Origin of the sequence: Terribacillus jepli (assembly GCF_047228925.1) — a bacterium.
Taxonomy (GTDB): Bacteria; Bacillota; Bacilli; order Bacillales; family Amphibacillaceae; genus Terribacillus.
The window spans coordinates 216414-240299 of sequence record NZ_JBFEGH010000002.1 but is presented as its reverse complement, the minus strand read 5'-3'; the positions used below and the strand labels follow the sequence as shown (position 1 = coordinate 240299).

The 23886-nt window shown below is 46.6% G+C and carries 19 protein-coding genes; 16 read left to right on the top strand and 3 right to left on the bottom strand.

The window, feature by feature from the left end; all coding sequences use genetic code 11:
• Positions 1 to 40: 40 nt before the first annotated feature.
• Positions 41 to 1234 (top strand): PDZ domain-containing protein, encoded by a 1194-nt coding sequence (locus AB1K91_RS03560; RefSeq protein ID WP_413088175.1) that lies wholly within the window; start codon positions 41 to 43, stop codon positions 1232 to 1234.
• Positions 1235 to 1292: 58 nt separating this feature from the next.
• On the opposite strand, the gene AB1K91_RS03555 is transcribed toward AB1K91_RS03560, so the two are convergent.
• The 3 genes from AB1K91_RS03555 to AB1K91_RS03545 all read right to left on the bottom strand — a co-directional run bounded on the left by AB1K91_RS03555 (position 1293) and on the right by AB1K91_RS03545 (position 6203).
• Positions 1293 to 2108 (bottom strand): lipid II flippase Amj family protein, encoded by an 816-nt coding sequence (locus AB1K91_RS03555; protein ID WP_413088173.1) that lies wholly within the window; start codon positions 2106 to 2108, stop codon positions 1293 to 1295.
• 283 nt (positions 2109 to 2391) lie between these two features.
• Positions 2392 to 5595, bottom strand: coding sequence for a DEAD/DEAH box helicase (locus AB1K91_RS03550; RefSeq protein ID WP_413088172.1), 3204 nt, complete (start codon positions 5593 to 5595; stop codon positions 2392 to 2394).
• A 113-nt stretch (positions 5596 to 5708) separates the two neighbouring features.
• Positions 5709 to 6203: a PTS sugar transporter subunit IIA gene (locus AB1K91_RS03545; RefSeq protein ID WP_413088170.1), complete on the bottom strand. Its 495-nt coding sequence runs from the start codon at positions 6201 to 6203 to the stop codon at positions 5709 to 5711.
• Between the two features lie 250 nt (positions 6204 to 6453).
• On the opposite strand from AB1K91_RS03545, the gene AB1K91_RS03540 reads away from it, so the two are divergent.
• From AB1K91_RS03540 to AB1K91_RS03470, 15 genes are all read left to right on the top strand, one after another.
• Positions 6454 to 8043 (top strand): peptide chain release factor 3, encoded by a 1590-nt coding sequence (locus AB1K91_RS03540; RefSeq protein WP_413088168.1) that lies wholly within the window; start codon positions 6454 to 6456, stop codon positions 8041 to 8043.
• 170 nt (positions 8044 to 8213) lie between these two features.
• Entirely contained in the window at positions 8214 to 10202 is a 1989-nt protein-coding gene (uvrB, locus tag AB1K91_RS03535; protein ID WP_413088166.1) for an excinuclease ABC subunit UvrB, read from the top strand.
• 5 nt (positions 10203 to 10207) lie between these two features.
• A complete protein-coding gene (gene uvrA, locus AB1K91_RS03530; protein WP_413088164.1) occupies positions 10208 to 13087 on the top strand; it encodes an excinuclease ABC subunit UvrA in 2880 nt (959 codons plus the stop codon).
• Between the two features lie 131 nt (positions 13088 to 13218).
• Positions 13219 to 13566 carry a YojF family protein gene (locus AB1K91_RS03525; protein ID WP_413088163.1) on the top strand — a complete coding sequence of 116 codons (348 nt, stop codon included), beginning with the start codon at positions 13219 to 13221 and terminating at the stop codon, positions 13564 to 13566.
• 15 nt (positions 13567 to 13581) lie between these two features.
• Entirely contained in the window at positions 13582 to 14256 is a 675-nt protein-coding gene (bshB2, locus tag AB1K91_RS03520; protein ID WP_413088162.1) for a bacillithiol biosynthesis deacetylase BshB2, read from the top strand.
• Between the two features lie 27 nt (positions 14257 to 14283).
• Positions 14284 to 15387: a DUF4097 family beta strand repeat-containing protein gene (locus AB1K91_RS03515; protein ID WP_413088160.1), complete on the top strand. Its 1104-nt coding sequence runs from the start codon at positions 14284 to 14286 to the stop codon at positions 15385 to 15387.
• Between the two features lies 1 nt (position 15388).
• Positions 15389 to 15745, top strand: coding sequence for a phage holin family protein (locus AB1K91_RS03510; protein WP_413088158.1), 357 nt, complete (start codon positions 15389 to 15391; stop codon positions 15743 to 15745).
• A gap of 106 nt (positions 15746 to 15851) precedes the next feature.
• On the top strand, positions 15852 to 16808 hold the full coding sequence (gene hprK / locus AB1K91_RS03505; protein ID WP_413088156.1) for an HPr(Ser) kinase/phosphatase: 957 nt from the start codon (positions 15852 to 15854) through the stop codon (positions 16806 to 16808).
• Positions 16795 to 17619 carry a prolipoprotein diacylglyceryl transferase gene (lgt, locus tag AB1K91_RS03500; RefSeq protein WP_413088155.1) on the top strand — a complete coding sequence of 275 codons (825 nt, stop codon included), beginning with the start codon at positions 16795 to 16797 and terminating at the stop codon, positions 17617 to 17619. Before hprK ends, lgt begins: the two co-directional genes overlap by 14 nt.
• Positions 17620 to 17637: 18 nt before the next feature.
• On the top strand, positions 17638 to 18309 hold the full coding sequence (gene ppaX / locus AB1K91_RS03495; protein ID WP_413088154.1) for a pyrophosphatase PpaX: 672 nt from the start codon (positions 17638 to 17640) through the stop codon (positions 18307 to 18309).
• Positions 18281 to 18790 (top strand): acyltransferase, encoded by a 510-nt coding sequence (locus tag AB1K91_RS03490; RefSeq protein ID WP_413088152.1) that lies wholly within the window; start codon positions 18281 to 18283, stop codon positions 18788 to 18790. Before ppaX ends, AB1K91_RS03490 begins: the two co-directional genes overlap by 29 nt.
• 31 nt (positions 18791 to 18821) lie before the next feature.
• Positions 18822 to 19364, top strand: coding sequence for a glycerol-3-phosphate responsive antiterminator (locus AB1K91_RS03485; RefSeq protein ID WP_413088150.1), 543 nt, complete (start codon positions 18822 to 18824; stop codon positions 19362 to 19364).
• A 275-nt stretch (positions 19365 to 19639) separates the two neighbouring features.
• On the top strand, positions 19640 to 20482 hold the full coding sequence (locus AB1K91_RS03480; protein ID WP_413088148.1) for an MIP/aquaporin family protein: 843 nt from the start codon (positions 19640 to 19642) through the stop codon (positions 20480 to 20482).
• Positions 20482 to 21972, top strand: a complete 1491-nt coding sequence (gene glpK / locus AB1K91_RS03475) for a glycerol kinase GlpK (protein WP_413088146.1) — start codon at positions 20482 to 20484, stop codon at positions 21970 to 21972. The genes AB1K91_RS03480 and glpK overlap by 1 nt, the downstream gene beginning before the upstream one ends.
• 197 nt (positions 21973 to 22169) lie before the next feature.
• Complete coding sequence (locus AB1K91_RS03470) at positions 22170 to 23852, top strand: glycerol-3-phosphate dehydrogenase/oxidase (protein WP_413088145.1); 1683 nt, start codon at positions 22170 to 22172, stop codon at positions 23850 to 23852.
• The last annotated feature ends 34 nt before the right edge of the window (positions 23853 to 23886 follow it).

Sequence of the window (23886 nt, the reverse complement as noted above, 5' to 3'; positions counted from 1 at the left end):
ACAGTATACATAAGAGTTGGTTTATAGGGAGAGACACATAATGGTGAATGATTGGTTGACCGAACTGCTATATGGGATCGGAAACTTCTTTTTGAATCCACTGCTTTATTGGGCATTGCTGCTGACTCTAATCGTTTCCAGCCGCAGAATCAGGAAAGAGCGGAATAATTTTGGTACGAAGGTATTTGATTTTGGCAAAGAGTGGACAGGCACTTGGGTTCTATCGCTTATTTTCGGACTTTTGCTTACTGCAGCAAGTATCGGAGCGGGAATCGTCATAGCACCAGCTGTCGTACTACTGATCAGCGCCGTGACGATTGTACTTACACTGCTGTTTCGTTTCACTTGGCTGTCGTCCGCCTATATTTTGGGGTTCAGCTTTTTGCTTGCCGTCGGCGCAGCTCCATATGCTGCTGAATATCTGCCACCTGGATGGGCAGATGATATGGAAGGTCTGAATTGGATCAGCTTAGCGCTCATCATGAGCATTGTCATGATTGCAGAAGCCATTCTGCTCCTTAAGACGAAAAGAGAAGATACCCTGCCCGAGCTGGTAAAGGGGCCACGCGGACGTTGGATCGGCCAGCATCGCTTCCGTAAGCTGTTATTCATTCCATTCTTTCTATTAGTGCCGGCCGGTGCAATCGAGCCATTCGCTCCTTGGTGGCCGTACTTCCATTTGAATGGATCGAATTATGGGCTTCTGCTTGTGCCATTGCTGACTGGTATGGATGGCTTTGCCAAAGGCCGTCCGGCGTTCATCGAAGCGCGTAAGCAAGGGCAGGCAGTCTTGTTTTTGGCGCTGCTTACCCTAGCAGTGAGTCTGGCAAGCGTTTATTCCTATTATTTCGCTATCGCAGCCTTTGTCATCGCACTTATCGGCAGAGAAGCAATCGCACTATCCTTCCGTAATAAAGATCGTAAGCGCGCGATGTTTTATACAGAAAGCAGTAAAGGTTTGTTTGTCCTTGCTGTTATTCCGGAGAGTCCAGCTGACAGGTTGGGGTTATTGGCTGGTGAGCTGATCGAGAAGGTAAACGGCATCCGCGTCACAACGGAACGGGCTTTCTATGAAGCAATCCAGTCGAACAGCCAGTATTGCAAGATGGAGATCCGTGACGAACAAGGCGAAATCCGGATCAAGCAACGAGCGATGTATGAAGGCGAGCCGCATGAGCTCGGTATCATCTTTGTGCAGGAACAGCGGAGACATGCTGCACTTAAAAGCAGTTGAATATAGCAATAGACACGAAAGCCCACTTAGCTGAATCCAGTTAAGTGGGCTTTCGCATTCACACAATGAATTTAGTGAACCAAGCGATATACTCTGCTCCCCAGATAAAAAATAATTGCGCAAGCAGCGTACCAAGTAATCTAGAAGTTACCATCATCAATGACATACTTTTTAATGTATGATAACTGCCCCTCTGATTCACGACATCGTCAGCTATGACAGACAGCTTGGGGTCGATGAAAATAACCAATAGTATTGTTGCAATCCCATTGATTAAGCCTGAGGCCATGATTGCCGTAGAGGATCTTTCCGGAGCTAACAAGGCTGCATATAAAGCGGCTAACACACCGATGGTATAAATTGCTGTTATGATCATATTGACGAAAAATAGCCTGAGCGGAATATCTTTCATTTTCGTTCCCCGCAGATAGGAAAACTTGGGGAGACTGAAATGCGTGATACCTCGTTTGATGTATTGCAAGGAAAATATCCTTTTCACTAAGGACGGCACAGAGCCTTTTTCCTCTGATAAATGAATGATTGCCCTGGAAAACAACGCGATGAACGTGGGCAGTAATATGATCCCGAAAATTGTACCGACAGTCGATGCTCCAATAAGAATACGAAACTGTGTTTCAACGAATACCAGCGTGTTTTCTTTTGGAGCAGCATCTATCAAGCTGCCTGTGAAAGGCTGCTGCATCATATTGGCCATTCTTGAAACGATGACCATGATGTTGAATAGGGATAAGGCTGATGCTATCATTTTAACTCTTGCACCTGATAACCTCACAGCGTATGCCAATGTTTCAATCGAATGGATGATAAAAATAAACAGAGCGATAAATAATAGTTTTTCAGTGATGAATTCCATTAGTGTACCTTCTTTTTATACAGATTTAGTAATCTTATTGATAATACCATAAAATGAAAATATTACCTTATCTGTTGATGATAAATTGAGTAGAGGGATTATGAAGGGTTTGCTAAACGATAGAGATGTCTTTTCTTATTTGGTGGAGGGTTTTGAGTTTAGATGATCATAGAGGTATAGAAGAGATTTTACATAGTAGAAGTAATGTAAGTGATAAGTTTGAAGAAATAATGGAATCTGCCTAATAAAGATAAGTAGCAAGCCACCACGGCTTGCTACTTTTTTACTCATCCTGCATCGACAGCAGGCTGCGTATCTCATCTTCTGTAAGTGTGTTCAGCATCGTTTCCCCAGGCTGGATGATTTGATCGACAAGTGCGCGCTTGCGTTGCTGCAATTCGAAGATTCGTTCCTCGATCGTTCCGCGCGTGAGCAGGCGGATCACTTGGACGACATTTTTTTGTCCGATCCGATGGGCACGCCCGGCAGCTTGCTCTTCGACAGCTGGGTTCCACCATAGGTCGAAGAGGATGACTGTATCTGCACCCGTCAGGTTCAGTCCTGTGCCACCAGCTTTCAAGCTGATCAGGAAGCCGTCTCTTTCACCCTCATTGAATGCTTCTGCCATTTGCATTCTTTCCTTGGAAGGTGTACTGCCATCGAGATAGAAGACGTCGGTATCGTCCAATGCATGCTTGATGATTTCCAGCATGCTGGAAAACTGGGAGAAGATCAAGAAGCGTTTGTTACTTTGTTTCAGCTCCCTGATAACCTCGAGCAGCTGCTCCAGTTTACCGGATTGTCCAGTGTAATTCTCGATGAACAGAGATGGGTGACAGCAGATCTGGCGCAGTCGGGTAAGCCCGGCCAGGATCTCCAATTTACCTCGGTCAAAACCTTTTTCGGCAATCGTTTTGTCGATCTTTCTCCGGATTCGTTCCAGATAGCCGACATAAACTTCTTTTTGTTCCTGCGTAAGATCCGAATAATTCGTCGTCTCGATTTTTTCGGGAAGTTCATGCAGCACATCCGTTTTTACTCGTCGCAGGATGAACGGACGAGTCATCCGGGCAATTTTTTCCGGTTCCATATCGGTGAATGATTTCCTGCTGCGGAACAACCCGGGGGAAATCGTATGGAAGATGGACCATAACTCCTCCAGCCTGTTTTCGATCGGGGTGCCGCTGAGTGCGAATCGTTTACCAGCTTGAATCAGTCCGACGGATTTGGCGGTCTGGGTCGCATGGTTTTTGATTGCTTGTGCTTCATCCAGGATCAGACTGTCGAATAACTGTCCCGCATACACATGGTGATCGATCCGTAATAATGGATAAGAAGTAATGATGATATCATGCTCTTCCAATCGGGAAAGCTGTTCCTGCCGTTCCGTTACCGAGCCGGAAATGACCAGTGTACGCATATTAGGTGCAAATTTTTCGAACTCCTTCTGCCAGTTATAAAGCAGAGAGGAAGGTACGACAATAAGTGATGGGCGTGCTGTTGGATCAGCTTCTCGTTCAGAAGTCAGATAGGAAATCGTCTGCAATGTTTTACCGAGTCCCATATCATCGGCAAGGATGCCGCCAAGACCATAGTAAGCGAGCGTCTTCATCCATTTGAATCCGGTCAATTGATAATCCCGCAAGTCTGCCTGCAGTCCGGCCGGTAAGGCAAATTCAATCTGTTCCGGATGGCGCAGCCTCTCGATCAATGTGCGGAAGGCAGCTTCCATTTCTGCCCCGCGGAGGGATTCCTCCACCTGCATGCTTTGAGCGATTGGCACGAAGATATGCTGATTTTGCAGCTGGTTTTTCTTGATTTGCAACTGTTCCAGGAAGTCTTGGAAGTTCTCCGTCGATTCTTGTTCCAAATCGAGCAATGCGCCATCAGGTATGCGATAATATCGTTTCTTCTCGATCATCGCCTGCAGTACATCATTGATATGTGCTTCCGACAAACCGGAAACATCGAAGCTGATTTCCAGCATGCCTTTTTCCTGCTGCAGCCGGATCGAAGAAGAGACCTCGTGCTGATCATCGGCTTGCATCGCTTGTACCCGATCAGAAATGTACACTTCCGCGATTTCCTGTAAAGACGGCAAATGCTCATGGAGGAACAGATACATATACTCTGTATTGAGCAAATGGAAGCGGCCTTTTGAGAAACGGAACCCAGCAGCATGCAATTGCTGAAGGACGGCATCTTCCTTGGCTGCTTGACGCTTGATCATAGGCATGTCTGTCTGTGGCTGTCCTGGCTGGATGACGTGATTTCCATAATGGAAAGAAACATTGGCATGCAGCACATCATCCGTTTCATCCAAATATACTTTGGCGACAAGTGGAGCCATTTCGATTTTGCTGCGGACAGCATCAGCGATATGCACATGCCCGATTTGTTCCAGCATGCCGACGACTTGTGACACGAAACGGTCGACGTTTTTAGTGGATACCGTTTGAGGTGCATCATGCCGGTAAGGAAGGATGGAGAACAGTTCCTTGACCAATTCTCGCTGCTCGGCAGGCACCGGATACAGGGTGTCATCCTTGAATAGATAATGATAGTTTTTGATATATTCATATGCCGCGATTTCCTGCACTCCAAGCTGGAGCATGTCGTCTTCATCCGTTGACAGATAGAAGTCCAATCGTGCCGGCTTGTCGCTCACACGGAATGTGTCCATCGGTTCCGTATGCAGCAATTGGAGCGAGGCACCAGCTTCTGCAAGCTGCGGCAGCAGCTCACGGGCTAGGGTAGGTGTCAGTCTGATTGCGCGTTTCTCCGATTGGAGGGTGGAAGTGGCGAAATCGTGTATCATACTGTTTTCGCAGGCTTCCAGCAATCGCTCCAGGATAGCTTTGTCTTCTGGTGTGACAATATGGACACGCGGATCGAAGGCGAAGCTCGGCGTCAGCTGATAGCGGGTCTGGTGCAGCACGCTTTTTAGAAAGTCCTCGGCTAAACGCACGATATAGGTGCGGGCGGTCCCTGCCTTCAATTCGACCTCAAATACGGTATTGCCGTTCGTTTGCATAAAGCGCTGCTCGACTTTGTATTCCAGCTTCAATGTTTCCGGAGGCTTGGATGGCAGGCGTTCTGCAGGGGATAGGAATGCTTGCACGAGCCGATCGGTAAAATCAGTCTGACGGGCAGCTTGCGGGGCAGCGGTATCTTCGGTAACGGTATACCCGTTACTATCGAAACGGTTCCGGCTGATTGCGATCAAGACAGCAGCGATGTGCTTGCATGTATAATGGGTGTGATAGGCAGGACAGCTGCAGACCCCATCCAGATCATCGTCTTCAAAGAAGAAAATCCGCACAGGATAATTTTCGGTTCCGCGGACAACAGCTTTCCATTGGTTGATGGAAGGCGTGAAGCTCAGTCCTTGGACGCGTCCTTTATTGACATAATCCAGTCCTCTTCGATAGAATCGATCGCCTGTCACTTTGATGATATCTTGTTTATCGAGAAAATAAGATTGCATGAAAGCCCAGTCTCCAGTCTAAAAAATTCATTATCCTATCATTATAACAGATATGACAATAGCCTTCCCAATTAGGGCAAAATAAAAAAGGCAGCAAGCAGCTGCCATTTCGTCTATTTCTTTTTCACTTGGAATATCTGGGTTTCTCCTGCTATAGCCTGTTCCGGAAATAGTGCTTCCAAGGTATATTCGCTTGCTTCATAGTTGGTGATGATCACTGGTGTGACACAGCTTTTTGCATTCGCTTCGACAAACGCCTTGTCGAAGGTTACGAGCTTATCGCCGGCAGAGACTTTATCGCCTGTTTTGACGAAGGTATCGAAGCCTTCACCTTTCAGATTGACAGTATCCAGACCGATATGGAGCAGTACTTCCAGACCCATCTCTGTTTTCAAGCCGATGGCATGCTTTGTTTCGAATACTTGGACGACTTCGGCATCGATCGGGCTGACAATTATGTCATCAGTCGGTTCGATAGCGATGCCATCGCCCATCATTTTCTCCGCGAATACTGGATCCGGCACTTCCTCCAGCGGCACTGCCTTCCCATTGACAGGGCTTACAAAATGCTCTTCTGTAACACTTTTACCGAATAGTTTCTTTAGCATATCTTGTCTCTCCTCGAAATGAATCGGATTTTGTGAAAATCTTATTAGTCTCATAGTAAAGCGTTTTCTCCCCGCGGGTCAATGAAAAACCATCCTGGGAAGGATATTGCCTAAAAGCGCTAACATTATGTATAGTAGAGAAAGACTGATTTTAGAGCGGAAAAGAGGTTTGACGCAGTGTGAGATAACAAATCGATCACCAAGACAATCAGGCTTTACGAATGATAATAGAACGGTAGGTAATGAACCGATGCAAATAAAACAAGAAGTACAAAAGCGCAAGACATTCGCCATCATCTCCCACCCGGATGCCGGGAAGACGACAATGACTGAAAAACTGCTCGTTTTCGGGAATCTGATACGTACTGCAGGTACGGTAAAAGGAAAGAAATCAGGCAAATTCGCAACATCCGACTGGATGGAGATCGAAAAGCAGCGCGGGATTTCCGTTACATCGTCTGTGATGAATTTCCCTTATAAAGATTATCAAGTTAATATCCTGGATACACCAGGACACGAAGACTTCAGTGAAGATACGTATCGCACACTGACGGCGGTGGATAGTGTCGTCATGATCATCGATGCGACGAAAGGGATCGAAGCTCAGACATTGAAACTATTCAAAGTGTGTCGTATGCGTGGCATTCCGATTTTTACTTTCATCAACAAGCTTGACCGGGAAGGCCGGGAGCCGCTGGAGCTTTTGGAGGAAATCGAAAATGTATTGGATATCGAGACTTATCCGATGAACTGGCCGGCAGGAATGGGCAAGCGTTTCCTGGGTATTTTCGATAGATACAACAAGCAATTTGTCCGCTTTAACGGTAATGAAGAAGAAACATTCATTCCTTATGATCAGCTGGATGATCCGGCTTATGCGGATTTAACAAGTGAATCCACATTTGAAGATACAAAAGATGAACTGGAGCTATTAGAAGAGGCTGGCGATCAATTCTCATTGGATCGTGTGCTTGCCGGTAAGCAGACACCAGTTTTCTTCGGCAGTGCGCTTGCACCTTTCGGGGTACAGACATTCTTTGATACGTTCGTGAATCTTGCTCCTGCACCAGGGAGCCGACGTACAACCGAAGGCGTCGTATCTCCTGAAAAAGAAGAGTTCTCCGGATTCATCTTCAAGATTCAGGCGAACATGAACCCGGCTCACCGCGACCGGATTGCTTTCCTGCGCGTCTGCTCCGGAAAGTTCGAGCGTGGTATGAATGTACAGCTAGCCCGCTCAGCGAAGCCGATCAAGCTGTCCCAGTCACAGCAATTCGTGGCATCATCCCGCGATACAGTAGAAGAGGCATATGCCGGGGATATCATCGGCATATATGATCCGAACATTTATCGAATCGGGGATACACTCGTCGAAGGGAAAGCGAATTTCGAATTCGATGAGCTGCCGCAGTTCCCGCCGGAAGTGTTCAAGAAGGTTACTGCCAAGAACGTCATGAAAGCCAAGCAGTTCCAGAAAGGTATCGAGCAGCTTGTTCAGGAAGGAGCGATCCAGCTGTTCCGAGGTAAACGCGACAACAGCTATATCTTAGGTGCAGTCGGAGAGCTTCAGTACGAAGTATTCGAATACCGAATGAAAAATGAGTATAATGTAGAAGTGGTATTGGAATCGATGGGAGAACGCATCCCTCGCTGGCTTAAGTCCGAGCAAGTGGATGAACGTCTATTCGACGAGCGCAGTCTGCTCGCACAGGATCGCGAAGGGGAATACTTGGCATTGTTCAAGAACGACTTCGCCCTCCGCTGGTTCACGGATAAAAATCCGAAAATCGATTTGATCGATCTATTTGAGGTCAACCAATACGACCAAGCTTCTAACTAATAATAAAGCCGTCATTTTTGACGGCTTTTTGCTATCTATTTGTTTATGTTTCGTATATTAGGAAAAAATCTATACTAGCAGATATGTGGAATTTCAAACGAATGTTTGTTCGTGTTTTTATATATTTTGTGCTATGATGAAAATAGCAAATAGAACGGAGGAATTTGGCATTGAAGGAAAAGGAAACGTTTGAGTTAGTATCTAAATACAGTCCTCAAGGTGACCAGCCGAGGGCGATTGATCGTCTCGTTGAAGGCATCCATCAGGATAAGCGGCATCAGACACTGCTCGGAGCGACTGGTACTGGTAAGACGTTCACTATTTCAAATATGGTGAAGGAAATTAACCGTCCTACCCTTGTCATTGCCCATAACAAGACATTGGCAGGTCAGCTGTACAGTGAGTTCAAGGAATTTTTCCCGAATAATGCAGTGGAATATTTCGTTAGTTATTATGATTATTATCAGCCGGAAGCATACGTACCGCAGACAGATACCTTCATCGAGAAGGACGCAAGCATCAATGATGAAATCGATAAACTGCGCCACTCCGCAACATCTGCTCTTTTCGAGCGTAATGATGTGCTGATCGTGGCAAGTGTGTCCTGTATCTATGGTTTGGGTTCCCCGGAAGAATATAAGAGCCAGGTGCTGTCTGTCCGTGTCGGCATGGAGAAGGATCGGGATGAGCTGCTTCGTAATTTAGTAGATATCCAATATGCGCGTAATGATATCGACTTTCAGCGCGGAACCTTCCGTGTACGCGGCGATTCTGTCGAAGTCATCCCGGCATCAAAGGAAGAACATTGCATCCGTTTTGAATTCTTTGGTGATGAAATCGATCGAATCCGTGAAGTGGACGCACTGACAGGCGAAATCATCGGTGATCGCGAGCATGTTGCCATTTTTCCTGCTTCCCACTTCGTAACGCGTGAAGAGAATCTAAAGAAGGCCATCGTCAATATTGAAAAAGAACTCCAAGATCAGCTCAAGGTGTTCAAGGAACAAGGTAAACTGCTGGAAGCCCAGCGTCTGGAGCAGCGGACAAACTACGACTTGGAAATGATGCGGGAAATGGGCTTTTGCTCAGGAATCGAGAACTATTCGGCTCAGCTTACTTTCCGGGAACGGGGAGCTACGCCTTATACGCTATTGGACTTCTTCCCGGACGATTTCGTTGTCGTCGTCGATGAGTCGCATGTCACACTGCCGCAGATCAGGGGAATGTTCAATGGGGACCAGGCGCGTAAGAAAGTACTTGTCGACCATGGTTTCCGTCTGCCATCCGCGATGGACAACAGACCGCTGACATTCGAAGAATTCGAGAAGAAGACAGAACAGCTCGTTTATGTCTCCGCGACACCAGGTCCTTATGAAATCGAACATACGCCGGAAATGATCGAGCAGATCATCAGGCCGACAGGATTGCTTGATCCGGAGATAGACATCCGTCCGATAGAGGGTCAAATCGACGATATCATCAGTGAGATTTACAAACGGACAGAGAAGAATGAAAGAGTCCTGATTACGACATTGACCAAGAAAATGTCCGAAGACTTGACCGATTACCTTAAGGAAATCGGTATCAAGGTTGCTTATTTGCATTCGGAAATCAAGACGCTTGAACGGATCGAGGTCATCCGGGACTTGCGGATCGGAAAATATGATGTGCTTGTCGGCATCAACTTGCTCCGGGAAGGTTTGGATATTCCGGAGGTTTCGCTCGTTGCCATACTCGATGCGGATAAGGAAGGCTTCCTGCGTTCCGAGCGTTCCTTGATCCAGACAATGGGGCGTGCAGCACGTAACGAAAACGGGCATGTCATCATGTATGCAGATAAAATTACCGACAGTATGCAAAAAGCGATGGATGAAACACTGCGACGCCGTGAAATCCAGATCGCTTACAATAAAGAGCATGGCATCACACCGCGGACGATCCAGAAGGAAGTGCGGGATGTCATCAAGGCAACGATCGCTTCCGAAGAGTCCGGAACGAATAAGAAGGATACACCGGATTTGACGAAGCTTACGAAGAAGGAAAAGGAAAAAGTCATCGCCGAGATGGAAAAAGAAATGAAACAGGCTGCACGCGATCTAAATTTCGAACGCGCTGCCGAGCTTCGTGATCTTGTCTTGGAACTAAAAGTGGAAGGGTGAAGAAAGTGGCGAAGAAAAGTATTTCGGTCAGGGGCGCCCGCGCCAATAACTTAAAAAATATAGATGTCGATATCCCAAAGGATAGTCTGGTCGTTTTGACCGGCCTATCCGGTTCGGGGAAATCCTCGCTAGCTTTTGATACGATCTATGCTGAGGGGCAGCGGCGTTATGTAGAATCACTATCAGCGTATGCCCGCCAGTTCCTTGGCCAGATGGACAAGCCCGATGTGGATTCGATCGAAGGTTTGTCGCCAGCTATCAGTATCGATCAGAAGACGACAAGCAAGAACCCGCGTTCCACAGTCGGGACAGTAACGGAAATCTATGATTATTTGCGGCTGTTATATGCGAGGGTGGGCAGACCGACTTGTCCGCGTCATGGTATCGAAATCAGTTCCCAGACTGTTGAACAAATGGCCGATCGGATCTTGGAATTTCCGGAGCGTTCCCGTCTGCAGGTCCTTGCCCCGGTCATCTCCGGGAAAAAAGGCGAGCATGTCAAAGTGCTCGAAAAGCTGAAGTCCGAGGGCTATATTCGTTTGCGTGTGGATGGCGAGATGGTGGAAATCACCGATGATATCAAGCTGGAGAAAACAAAGAAACATTCAATCGAAGTGGTTGTCGACAGGATCGTCATCAAAGAGGGTATCACCGGCCGTCTGACGGATTCATTGGAGACAGCACTTACACTCGGAGACGGCCGCGTCATCGTCGATGTGATGGGTGTGGAAGAGCTGCTTTTCAGTGAGCATCATGCCTGCCCGATTTGCGGTTTCTCCATCGGGGAATTGGAACCGCGCATGTTCTCTTTCAATAATCCTTTTGGGGCTTGCCCGACTTGTGATGGGCTAGGTACCAAACTGGAAGTGGATCCAGATCTGGTTATTCCGAACAAAGATCTTACCCTGCGTGATGGTGCAATCGCAGCTTGGGAACCGACGAGCTCGCAGTATTATCCAAAACTGCTTGAAGCAGCCTGCAGCCATTTCGGCATCGATATGGATGTACCGGTAAATGAACTCCCGGAAGGACAGCTTGATATCTTGATGAACGGGAAGAAAAAGGAAAAAATCCATTTCCGTTATGAAAATGATTTCGGCCGCGTCCGTGAGAGCAATATTGAATTCGAGGGCGTATTAACTAATATAGCCCGGCGCTATCGGGAAACAACATCCGATTTCATCCGCGAACAAATGGAAAAGTATATGAATAATCGACCTTGTCCGAAGTGTAAAGGACATCGTCTGCGTGAAGAATCGCTTGCTGTCCTCATCAACGGCCATCATATCAGCAATGTTACCGAAAAATCCGTCCTGGAAGTGAAACACTTCATGGAAGGATTGGAACTGAACGAGAAGGAAAGACAGATCGCGTTCATGATCACCAAGGAGATCATCGACAGAATCACCTTCCTGAATAACGTCGGCCTGGATTACCTGACGCTTTCACGTTCAGCCGGTACATTGTCTGGCGGGGAAGCACAGCGTATCCGTCTTGCCACTCAAATCGGATCTGCTTTGACTGGTGTCTTGTATGTATTGGATGAACCATCCATCGGACTGCATCAGCGCGATAATGACAGGCTGATCGAAACGATGAAGCGGATGCGTGATCTTGGCAATACGCTTGTCGTGGTCGAGCATGATGAAGATACGATGATGGAAGCCGATTGGCTTATCGATGTCGGTCCTGGTGCCGGTGAGCATGGCGGACAGATCACAAGTCAGGGAGCGCCTGAAAAGGTGATGAAGGACAAAAAATCCCTCACTGGCCAGTATTTATCCGGTAAGAAATTCATCCCGCTGCCGTTTGAACGCCGTAAACCTGATAAGGATCGCACCATAGAAGTCATCGGGGCAGAAGAGAATAACTTGAAGAAAGCTTCAGCACAAATTCCGCTGGGTCTATTCACTGCAGTAACAGGTGTATCCGGTTCCGGTAAAAGTACATTCGTCAATGAAGTCCTGCATAAAACATTGGCACAGAAACTCAACCGGAGCAAAGTGAAGCCGGGCAAGCATAAGCAAATCAAAGGATTGGACCATCTGGACAAAGTCATCGACATTGACCAATCGCCCATCGGACGGACTCCGCGATCCAACCCGGCTACGTATACCGGGGCTTTCGATGATATCCGTGATGTGTACGCCAGTACGAATGCTGCCAAAGTTCGTGGCTACAAGAAAGGCCGCTTCAGCTTCAATGTGAAAGGCGGACGCTGTGAAGCCTGCCGAGGGGACGGTATCATCAAAATCGAGATGCATTTCCTGCCGGATGTGTACGTACCATGCGAGGTTTGTCATGGAAAACGGTACAATCGGGAAACACTTGAGGTTAAGTACAAAGGAAAAAGCATCGCAGATGTTCTGGATATGACAATCGAGGAAGGTCTGGAATTCTTCTCCAATATTCCAAAAATCAAACGCAAGCTGCAGACAATCTCAGATGTAGGGCTTGGTTATGTGAAGCTCGGACAGCCGGCCACAACGCTTTCCGGCGGGGAAGCGCAGCGTGTGAAGCTTGCCAGTGAATTGCATAAACGCAGCAATGGTAAAACATTCTATATACTGGATGAGCCGACAACCGGTTTGCATGTGGATGATATTTCACGATTGTTGAAAGTATTGGATCGAATCGTCGAAAACGGCGACACTGTACTTGTCATCGAGCATAATCTGGATGTTATCAAAACAGCGGATTATCTCATCGACCTAGGCCCGGAAGGTGGAGACCGCGGCGGTCAGATCGTAGCAACTGGTACACCGGAAGAAGTGGCGGAAGTTCCTGCTTCTTACACTGGGAAATACCTGAAGCCGATTCTCGAACGTGACCGGGAACGTACAGCAAGTCAATTGGAATATGCGACGCATGTTGCAGAACGATAAATAAGATACAGTGGGCATTTGCTCGCTGTATTTTTCTATCTATGCGCCATGCAAATGATCAAATTGAGCATTACAGTGAGATTTGTAGTAAAATATTTGTTTAGATATAGCTTTGGAAGGAGCGACTTACGGTGAAGCCGATTGATTTGAATGAAGTGCAAGAACAAATAGATGCATTTGCTGGAAAAAAAGTGTTTATACATCTGGAAACGACAAATGGTGCATATGCTAATCATGTAAATGAAAAAGCGTATAATGTTGGTGCTTTTATCCGGAATGCACAGGTGACTTACGAGCATGGCAAGATCAAAGGTACTGGAATGGCCTATCGCGTTGGATTGAAGACTGAAAACGGCTGGGTTTACGCAGAAGGACTGAACGCATGGGAAGTGGATGAGAAGAATCGACTGCTCATGGCTGGTCATGATCGGGAAGGCCGATTGATGGTTTCATTGGAAATAAGCGAGACAGCATTCTAAGGAGGAGCAATAATCATGGAAAAACACGTAGTAGTCATCTTCCCGCATCCGGACGACGAGGCTTTCGGAGCTGCTGGCACAATTGCTAAGTTCAGGGAAGAAGGTGTGCCGGTCACATACTTGTGCGGTACATTGGGTGAAATGGGACGCAATATGGGTAATCCGACTTTTGCGACTCGCGAATCCTTGCCGGAAATCAGAAAGAAAGAATTACAGGATGCCTGCAAGGTAATGGATGTGGAACTGCAAATGCTTGGTTACCGGGATAAGGTCTTGGAATTCGAGGATCTATCCAAGGTCAGCGATCATTTGAAAGGGCTTTTGGAACAGATCAAGCCAACGCTAGTCATCACACATTATCCAGACTATGCTGTCCATCCGGACCATAATGCATTGGGTGCAGCTGCCATCGATGCTGTATCACGGATGGAAGAAAGCGCACGTCCGACAGTTTGGGCCCAGGCGTTCATGCGCGGATATCAGGAGATACTCGGCAAGCCTGATGTTGTCCAGGATATCCGTCCTTTCGTCAAGACAAAGGTGAAGGCCATCCTTTGCCATACATCCCAAGCACAAGGTGTACTCGGTAATGTCACTGGTGCAGAGCTTACGGAAGAAAACATGGAAGCAATAGCGTTGGAACATTTCAAAGAGGAGACATTCTATACTTGGAACTTCGAGAACATATGATTCGTATATGTGTAAAGGAGGCTATGTATGAGAACAGAGAGAAAGAGAATTCTGAAACAGCTCGAAGAAGGAAAGCTTACCGCTGAAGAAGCGGAGCTGGAGCTTGCGGCTCTGGATGAGCGTGCTTTTGGTGCTGTGCAGAATACGGATGAAGAGAAGGAGCCGATGGTTCAGGAGCTTGTTACAGCAGGAGAAGAGCCTAAAACAGAGCGTGTCGGTAAAACAGCCAAGAAAAAGGCAGTCGGCCCGAAAGTGCTGCAATATGTCCAGCAGGCTTTCACGAAGATCAAGAATGCTGACTTGGATTTGAACTTCGGCGATCATTATACAGTTGAGCATATATTTCAGGCAGATGAGACATTCGGGAAAATAGAACTGAAAATCTATAATGGCTCAGTGACGATCAAAAGCTGGACCGAACCGCTTGCTCGCCTGGAAACTAAAGCGAAAGTCTATCAGGAGGAAGATGAACAGGCTGCCAGAAGACGATTCACGGATAAAGCGTATTTTGCCGTTGCAGATGGCAAATTGCAATTCTCGCTGCAGGATAAACGGATCAAACCGGAAATCATCTTATATGTCCCGGAAGCGGTGTACGATGAATGCATCGTGAAAACCTTCAATGGAACGATCCAAACTGATTCGGTGAGCAGTGTGAACATCTATTGCAAGACGACCAATGGAAGCATCGACCTCCATGGAGGCGGCGGTTCGATTGTCAGTGCCGAGACATCAAATGGCAGTATCAAGCTGAAGCAAGTGACAGCAAAGGATTTGCTTTGTGAATCTGTCAATGGCTCCCTGCGGCTTGAGGGAAGTTTTCGCAAGCTTGATGCCCAAACGTTCAATGGCAGTATCCATTGCGAGTGGCATAATTCAGATCCGGATAGTGCATTTTTCAAGGCGACCAATGGCAGCATTCGGTTGAAATCCTTGGCGGCCATTCCATTGAATGGACGGATTACGACGAATATCGGATCACTGCACTGTGACTTGGATGAATATATCGTCATCGACGAATCGAAGGAAGTCGTCAAGAAAGCACTTAAATTCGAAACATATCCAGCAGCACAAGAAAAGCTGCATTTGGAAGCGAACACGAAAACTGGTTCGGTCTGGGTGCTTCCATAACATGCTAAGATGGATCTTGACACTATTGCTGAATAGCGTTTCATTGATAATCGTCAGCCGCATATTCGACTCCTTTTATGTAGAAGGCTTCGGGACTGCTATTCTGGCAAGTTTCATCCTGTCGATTTTGAATCTCCTTGTCCGGCCTGTGCTGATTGTCTTGACGCTGCCGTTGACTGCTTTGACGTTTGGTTTGTTCTTATTTGTCATCAATGCAATTACCTTGATGATCACACAAGGTTTGATCGGAGAGAATTTCATAATCGATGGGTTCGGGACAGCAATCATTGCAGCAATCATACTTGCCTTGCTGAACCTCGTCCTGAACTGGCTCATCCGGGATCGGATCACAAACTGAAGAAAGCCTTGCGGCGAAAAGCTGCAAGGCCTTTTTCATGCCTAGGTATCTATATTTTCAGGAAGTATGCTAGAATAAACAAGAATTGTTAGGATGGAGGGTTATAATGGCAAAAGTAGTCATTCAGGATTTACTGGATCGTTTCAATCTGGAATTGCTGACAGGGGATACAGGCGTACAACGTGAAATTTTCATGAGTGATATCTCCCGTCCTGGTATAGAGTTGACAGGTTACTTTAAATATTATCCGAAAGATCGGTTGCAGCTGTTCGGCAAAACGGAGCTCTCCTTTCTGGAGGAGCTGACAAGCGAACAGAAGAAAGATCGGTTTGAGAAGATTTGTTCTGATATTACACCAGGTCTGATCATTACAAGAGGTCAGGAAGTGCCACAGGAGATGAAGGAAGCAGCGGAGGCTGCTGGTGTTCCGATTTTACGTTCGCCACATAAGACGACGCGTGTCATCAGCCGGATCACGAACTTCCTGGAAGCAAGATTTGCTCCGTTCACTGCAGTCCATGGCGTATTGGTGGATATCTACGGAATCGGGATCTTGATTACCGGGCAGAGCGGTGTCGGAAAAAGCGAAACAGCGTTGGAGCTCGTCAAGCGCGGCCATCGTCTCGTTGCCGATGACAGTGTTGAAATCCGACAGGAGGATTATGATACGCTCATTGGAAATTCGCCATCTTTGATCGAGCATTTACTGGAAATCCGGGGCTTGGGCATCATCAATGTGATGACGCTGTTTGGTGCAGGGGCAGTACGAAGCCATAAGAAGATTTCCATCGTCATCAATCTGGAAACTTGGGATCAATCGAAACAATATGATCGAGTTGGACTGGATGAAGATACGATGAAAATCATGGATGTGAACGTACCAAAAATGACGATTCCTGTACGCCCGGGGCGTAACTTGGCAGTCATCATCGAAGTAGCTGCCATGAACTTCCGCCTGAAACGGATGGGTGTGAATGCGGCGGAGGAATTTTCACAGCGTCTGACGAAAATGATAGAAACAGGAAAAGACAATGAGGGAGATATGACGGATGGAAATGTGTGAAGCACAACCGTTGAACCGGGTATTTCTGCAGCTCGGTTCGGTATCAATCTACTGGTATGGCGTCATCATTGCAGTCGGTGCTGCCATTGGTTTATGGCTGGCAATCCGCGAATCGAAAAAGCGCGGATTACATAAAGATACGTTTGTTGATTTCCTCGTATTCGCGATTCCAGCAGCTATCATTAGTGCACGGATTTATTATGTTTCGTTCGAATGGGAAAACTATGCTGATGGTCCATTTTGGAAGGTATTCGCAATCTGGGAAGGCGGTATCGCCATCCACGGGGCATTGATTGGGGCTATCATTACAGCCATCATCTTCTGTCGTGTGAAAAAGATATCGTTCTGGCAGCTGGCAGATATTGCAGCACCAAGCTTGATCCTCGCTCAGGGAATCGGCCGCTGGGGCAATTTCATGAATCAGGAAGCTCATGGAGGCGCGGTTTCAGCAGATGCATACCAGAACTTCATTCAGTATTTGCCGGATTTCATCAATAACCAAATGTGTATCGATGGGGTGCTCTATCACCCGACATTCCTTTATGAGTCACTATGGAATGTCCTTGGTTTCATCATCTTGCTCCTTTTGCGCAGAGTGAATTTGAAACGCGGCGAATTGTTCTTGTTCTACCTGATTTGGTATAGTTTCGGACGCTACTTCATCGAGGGGATGCGGACGGATAGTCTTGTAGCTGATGGCTTGCGGGCAGCGCAGATCGTCTCCATCTCGGCCATCGTCATCGCGGTGATCATCATCATCATCCGACGCCGTCCAGGGTCGAAAACACCTCGTTATAAAGATAAGAAATAGAAAGAGGTGAGTGCGATTATGGCAATCACGACATTGTTATTTGACCTTGATGGAACACTGATCGATTCGAATAGTCTGATTTTGGCATCCTATACGGCAACGCTGGAGCAATATATGGGTCGGACTTATGAGCGGGAGGAGCTGCTTCCATTCATCGGTCCGCCGCTGAAGGATGTCTTTGAGAATATCGACGCAAAAAGAGCAGAAGAAATGATCGCAGCTTATCGGGAGCATAATCTGGAACATCATGATGCTTATGTAGAGGCTTATCCGTATGTGGCTGAAACATTGCAGCAGCTCAAACAAGCAGGCTTTAAGCTTGGTATCGTAACGACGAAAGTGCGGGATACAGCAGAACGCGGTCTTAGAGTATGCGGTCTCGGAGGATTGTTTGATGTCGTGATTGGGTATGATGATATCGAACATGCTAAGCCGCATCCAGAACCAGTTTTGAAAGGGCTCGAAGCGCTCGGCAGTGTCCCGGAGGAGGCAATCATGATCGGAGACAATTATCATGATATCGAGTCAGGTAAGAATGCCGGTACAAAAACTGCTGGAGTGGCTTGGTCGATCAAGGGAAAACAATCCTTGCTTCCTTATGGACCTGATTATATGCTGGAAGATATCCGTGATTTACTTGATATCGTAAAGGAAGACGCGCATGCGGAAAACGGAAAGCTATCCCGTTAAAGGATCTAATTCGCTTTGGCAGTTATATAAAACAATCTCTTTTTGGAAAGTAGCCAAGAATTTCGTGGTTGTCCAAATTGGTCGTTATACGCCTTTTCTTGGTTTGAAAAACAAGTTGTATCGTGCTTTCCTCAAAATGAAAATCGGTAAAGAATCAGCGTTAGCCGTCATGGTCGTTCCTGATTTCCTGTATCCCGAACGGATCACGATAGGGGAAAACACCATCATTGGCTATAATACCACCATTCTGGCCCATGAATACTTGACGAATGAATACCGGCTTGGAGATGTCATCATCGGGGATAATGTGATGGTGGGAGCCAATACGACGATTCTTCCAGGAGTCACGATCGGGGATGGAGCGGTCATTTCCGCTGCCACGCTTGTTCATCGGGATGTACCCCCCGGTGCAATGGTCGGCGGAAATCCAATGCAAATGATTTATACAGCAGAACAACGACAGGACAAGCAGACAACCTAGTGTGTCTGCTTGTTTCATAAGGAGGTAAAGAATGGATTTAGGACAATTGATTTTACCTGCAGCCCGAAATGAGCGGGATTTCGATGAATTGCTCCAGCGGGAAGATATGCAGATGATGGTCCTGCTTGAAACAAGGATCGCCCAGCTTCCTTCACAGATCAAATATGCCAAAAAAGCAGGTAAAAAAGTGTTTCTTCATGTTGATTTGATACAGGGACTGAAAACGGATGATGCCGGGATGGACTTTGTCTGCCAGCGCCTGAAACCGGATGGTGTCATATCGACAAGGACGAATGTCATCAATGCAGCTAAAAAATATAAGATAACTGCTGTCCAGCGACTGTTTTTGATTGATGGTCATGCACTTGATCATAATCTTTCACTCGTTAAGAAAACACAGCCCGATTACATCGAAGTATTGCCGGGGTTAATTCCTCATATGATAAAAGAAGTATCCGAGAAAGTGGGCGTTCCGGTCATCGCTGGCGGGCTCATACGCACCCAAAAAGACGTGGATGCCGCGCTGGAAGCGGGAGCGACAGCGGTTTCAACTTCTAAAAAAAGTTTATGGTAAGTCCTTGACACCGCTTTCAATTAGGTGTAAAGTCTACCTATAAGTTAATATTAATGATCGGAGATACGGAGAATCCATTACCTTTTTAGTACACGCTGGGCGGTTACTATGTTATATTAGGTAATGGATTTTTCTAATCCAAAAGACAGCGCTTCCTTAATAATAATTTTAGGTTGAATGTAGCTATTTTTTATGATTCTGCAAAAGTGCGGTTATTTTGGACGCTTTATGAAAGCGCTCTCCGAAAAATTCTATCAATAAAGGGGACAATCACAATGAGTATCTTCACAGCCGAAACGATCGGCACAATGGTACTAATACTCTTCGGTGGGGGAGTAGTAGCAGTAAGTAACTTGAGCAAATCCAAAGGTGAGGGCTCGGGCTGGATTGTAATTACGATCGCTTGGGGTCTAGCAGTAGCGATGGGAGCATACGCTGTAGGTGGTTTTTCAGGAGCGCATTTAAATCCTGCCGTGACACTGGGATTGGCTATTAAAGGGGATATCGGTTGGAATGTGGTACCCGAATACCTTGCTGGTGAAATGCTTGGAGCGTTCTTAGGTGCTGTACTCGTATTCCTTGTTTACTTGCCGCACTGGGCGAAAACGTCCGATCCAATGGCAAAACTTTCCGTTTTCTCGACGGATCCTGCAATTGATAGTCCAATTTCGAACTTGCTGACAGAAATCATTGGCACTTTCATCCTAATGCTTGGTATTCTATTCATTGGAGGCAACTCTTTAGCAGAAGGATTCAATCCACTAATTACAGGCTTACTCATCGTTGTTATCGGGATGGCGCTTGGCGGTCCTACAGGATATGCGATCAACCCAGCCCGTGATTTAGGTCCGCGTATCGCTCATGCATTGCTGCCGATTCCGGGCAAAGGTTCTTCCAACTGGAAGTATGCGTGGGTTCCAGTTGTAGGTCCATTGCTAGGCGGAGCGTACGGTGCATATTTCTATATCGGATTTTTCATGGAAGACTTGCAAGTAGGTTTCTGGATTTTATCTGCTGTACTATTAGTAATCATTATCGCTGCAGTTCGAGGGGAACTTATAAAAGCAAACGCAGAAGCAGCTGCGAATAATGGTGCAAAAACGAGGGGGATTAAATAATGGAAAAATTTATCATGGCACTTGACCAAGGTACAACAAGCTCACGCGCAATCTTGTTCAACCAAAATGGCGACATCGTGGAAACTGCACAGATGGAATTCGAGCAGTTCTTCCCACAATCAGGCTGGGTAGAGCATGATGCGAACGAAATCTGGACATCCATTTCTGCTTGTATGGCAGAAGTACTCCGTAAAGCGGACATCGACGCTAAACAGGTAGCGGCGATCGGTATTACGAACCAGCGTGAAACGACAGTCGTTTGGGATAAGAACACTGGCCGTCCGATTTATAAAGCAATCGTCTGGCAATCCCGTCAGACAGCTGATATCGTAAACGATTTGATCGAAAAAGGTCATAACGATTTGTTCCGTGAAAAGACTGGTTTGCTATTGGATGCTTACTTCTCTGGTACAAAAGTCAAATGGATCTTGGATAACGTGGAAGGCGCCCGTGAGAAAGCGGAGAACGGTGATTTACTGTTCGGTACAATCGACACTTGGCTTGTTTATAAGCTATCTGGCGGTAAAGCACACGTTACCGATTACTCCAATGCGGCTCGTACATTGATGTATAACATCCATGACCTTAAATGGGATGATGAATTGCTTGAGATCCTTGATGTACCGAAGAACATGCTTCCAGAAGTAAAAGCCTCTTCTGAAGTGTACGCACAAACTATCGACTATCATTTCTTCGGTGAAGAAGTTCCAATCGCTGGTATCGCTGGGGACCAGCACGCAGCCCTATTCGGTCAAGCTTGCTTTGAGCCGGGTATGGTGAAAAATACTTACGGCACAGGCTGCTTCGTTCTTATGCATACAGGTGAGGAAGCTGTTAAATCCGAGCATGGTCTGTTGACAACGATCGCTTGGGGACTTGATGGGAAAGTGGAATACGCGCTGGAAGGAAGTATTTTCGTAGCAGGTTCTGCTGTCCAGTGGCTTCGCGATGGCTTGAAGATCATCGAGTCTTCTCCTGAAAGCGAACGCCTTGCGACTAGCGTATCAGACAATGGTGGTGTTTATGTAGTTCCTGCCTTCGTTGGACTTGGTACACCGTATTGGGATAGTGATGCACGCGGTGCGATGTTCGGTATCACGCGTGGTACAACAAGTGCGCATATTACACGCGCGACATTGGAATCCCTTGCTTTCCAATCCAAGGACGTCGTCGATGCAATGATCGAGGATTCCGGTATCGACGTGAAACAGCTTCGCGTTGATGGCGGCGTCGTGAAAAACGATTTCCTTATGCAGTTCCAAAGCGATATGCTTGATGTAGACGTAGAACGTCCAGTCATCCAGGAGACAACAGCATTAGGTGCTGCCTACTTGGCTGGTTTAGCGGTCGGCTATTGGGAAAGCCGCGAACAGATCGCCAACAAATGGCAGATCGACCGTACGTTCAAGCCAAACCGCTCCAAAGAAGAAAAAGATCAGCTCTACGCAGGCTGGAAAAAAGCTGTGGAAGCTACACGTACTTTCAAGTAATATAACTTTTCAAATCGGGCTGGGCATGTTATACTGAATTCACAAGTTAATGATTCGGCCCGAGACATTGGAGAGACCGCGAATATCTATACATTGTATGGATTATTTGTGGTCTCTTTCTGTTTTCTATACATGACTTCTACTCTAATGGGGTATAGAAATATAAGAGCGCTGAATCTAAAAAGGAGTGTTCAAGCATGACTGTTTTCTCTAGTAAAAAGCGTAACGAAATTTATACGAACTTAACTGATAAACCTTTGGATCTTCTCGTCATTGGTGGTGGGATCACTGGTTCCGGTATTTCCCTTGACGCAAGAATGCGCGGCATGAATGTAGGTCTTGTGGAAATGCAGGACTTCGCTGCAGGTACTTCATCCCGTTCAACGAAATTGGTTCACGGTGGTTTGCGCTACTTGAAACAATTCGAAGTCAAGATGGTTGCAGAAGTAGGTAAAGAACGTGAAATTGTATATGAAAATGGCCCTCACGTAACAACACCTGAATGGATGCTGCTTCCTTTCCACAAAGGCGGTACTTTTGGTCCGTTCACAACTAACATTGGTTTGCGCGTTTATGACTTTCTTGCAGGTGTTAAAAAAGCTGAACGTCGTACAATGCTGAAAAGCGATGAAGTATTGGAAAGAGAGCCGCTTGTCAAATCAGAAGGCTTGCTTGGCGGCGGCCGTTACGTGGAATACAAAACGGACGATGCCCGCTTGACATTGGAAGTTCTGAAAAAAGCAGTTGAAAAAGGTGTCAATGCAATCAACTATACGAAAGTTATCGAATTCATCTACGATGCTGGCGGTAAAGTGACTGGTGTCGTAGCAGAAGACCTTACAACTGGTGAAAAACACCGTATCTTCGCGAAGAAAATCGTCAATGCCGGCGGTCCATGGGTAGATACGCTCCGTGAAAAAGACGGCTCCAAAAAAGGTAAAACTTTGCACCTTACAAAAGGTGTTCACTTGGTATTCGACGGACAACGCTTCCCATTGCGCCAAGCGGTATACTTCGATACACCAGATGGCCGGATGGTATTCGCGATTCCGCGTGAAGGCAAAACATATGTCGGTACAACAGATACCACTTACAAAGGCGACATCAAGCACCCAGTCATGACTGTTGAGGATCGTGATTATATCATCGACTCCATCAACTACATGTTCCCGACTGTAGAAATCACAAAAGATGATGTGGAATCAAGTTGGGCTGGTCTTCGTCCGCTCATTCAAGAAGAAGGCAAGAAACCAGGCGAGATTTCCCGTAAAGATGAGATCTTCGTTTCTGACAGTGGTTTGATTTCCATGGCGGGCGGTAAGCTGACTGGTTACCGTAAAATGGCGATTGAAGCGGTGGATCTTGTTGCTAAACAGTTCAAGGAAGAAGAAGGCATCCTTTACTCCCAAGCTGATACGAAAAACCTGCCAATTTCCGGTGGGGAAGTAGGCGGATCCAAAGGATTCGAGCGCTTCAAAGAGCGTAAAGTGGATGAAGGGAAAGCCATCGGTCTTTCTGCTGAAGACGCACTTAAGATGGTAAGCCGTTACGGAGCGAACGTTGATAAAGTCTTCGAACGTTTCGAAACATTGAAGGATGAAGCGAAAGCTGCCAACATTGATGTTCTTGTCTTTGCACAGCTTCGTTATGCAATCGAAGAAGAGCTTGCATACAAACCAGTCGATTTCTTTGTTCGACGCACAGGTGCGTTGCTGTTCAACATCGACTTCGTTCATACGTACAAAGATGCGGTCATCGATTACATGGCTGAAACATTGGGTTATTCTGCTGAGCAGAAAGCAGAATATACACGTGAACTGGACGTCTTGGCTAAAGAAGCAGTTGTACCAGTCAAAGAAGACGACTTGCAAACTGTTTAATCAGTCATCCAGGAGACTGTTTCCCTTAGGGGGA

Bases quoted from the DNA above. Each gene is read 5' to 3' on its own strand.
- AB1K91_RS03560 (WP_413088175.1), top strand. From the start codon at position 41: ATGGTGAATGATTGGTTGACCGAACTGCTATATGGGATCGGAAACTTC.
- AB1K91_RS03555 (WP_413088173.1), bottom strand. From the start codon at position 2,108: ATGGAATTCATCACTGAAAAACTATTATTTATCGCTCTGTTTATTTTT.
- AB1K91_RS03550 (WP_413088172.1), bottom strand. From the start codon at position 5,595: ATGCAATCTTATTTTCTCGATAAACAAGATATCATCAAAGTGACAGGC.
- AB1K91_RS03545 (WP_413088170.1), bottom strand. From the start codon at position 6,203: ATGCTAAAGAAACTATTCGGTAAAAGTGTTACAGAAGAGCATTTTGTA.
- AB1K91_RS03540 (WP_413088168.1), top strand. From the start codon at position 6,454: ATGCAAATAAAACAAGAAGTACAAAAGCGCAAGACATTCGCCATCATC.
- bshB2 (WP_413088162.1), top strand. From the start codon at position 13,582: ATGGAAAAACACGTAGTAGTCATCTTCCCGCATCCGGACGACGAGGCT.
- AB1K91_RS03515 (WP_413088160.1), top strand. From the start codon at position 14,284: ATGAGAACAGAGAGAAAGAGAATTCTGAAACAGCTCGAAGAAGGAAAG.
- AB1K91_RS03510 (WP_413088158.1), top strand. From the start codon at position 15,389: ATGCTAAGATGGATCTTGACACTATTGCTGAATAGCGTTTCATTGATA.
- hprK (WP_413088156.1), top strand. From the start codon at position 15,852: ATGGCAAAAGTAGTCATTCAGGATTTACTGGATCGTTTCAATCTGGAA.
- lgt (WP_413088155.1), top strand. From the start codon at position 16,795: ATGGAAATGTGTGAAGCACAACCGTTGAACCGGGTATTTCTGCAGCTC.
- ppaX (WP_413088154.1), top strand. From the start codon at position 17,638: ATGGCAATCACGACATTGTTATTTGACCTTGATGGAACACTGATCGAT.
- AB1K91_RS03490 (WP_413088152.1), top strand. From the start codon at position 18,281: ATGCGGAAAACGGAAAGCTATCCCGTTAAAGGATCTAATTCGCTTTGG.
- AB1K91_RS03485 (WP_413088150.1), top strand. From the start codon at position 18,822: ATGGATTTAGGACAATTGATTTTACCTGCAGCCCGAAATGAGCGGGAT.
- AB1K91_RS03480 (WP_413088148.1), top strand. From the start codon at position 19,640: ATGAGTATCTTCACAGCCGAAACGATCGGCACAATGGTACTAATACTC.
- glpK (WP_413088146.1), top strand. From the start codon at position 20,482: ATGGAAAAATTTATCATGGCACTTGACCAAGGTACAACAAGCTCACGC.
- AB1K91_RS03470 (WP_413088145.1), top strand. From the start codon at position 22,170: ATGACTGTTTTCTCTAGTAAAAAGCGTAACGAAATTTATACGAACTTA.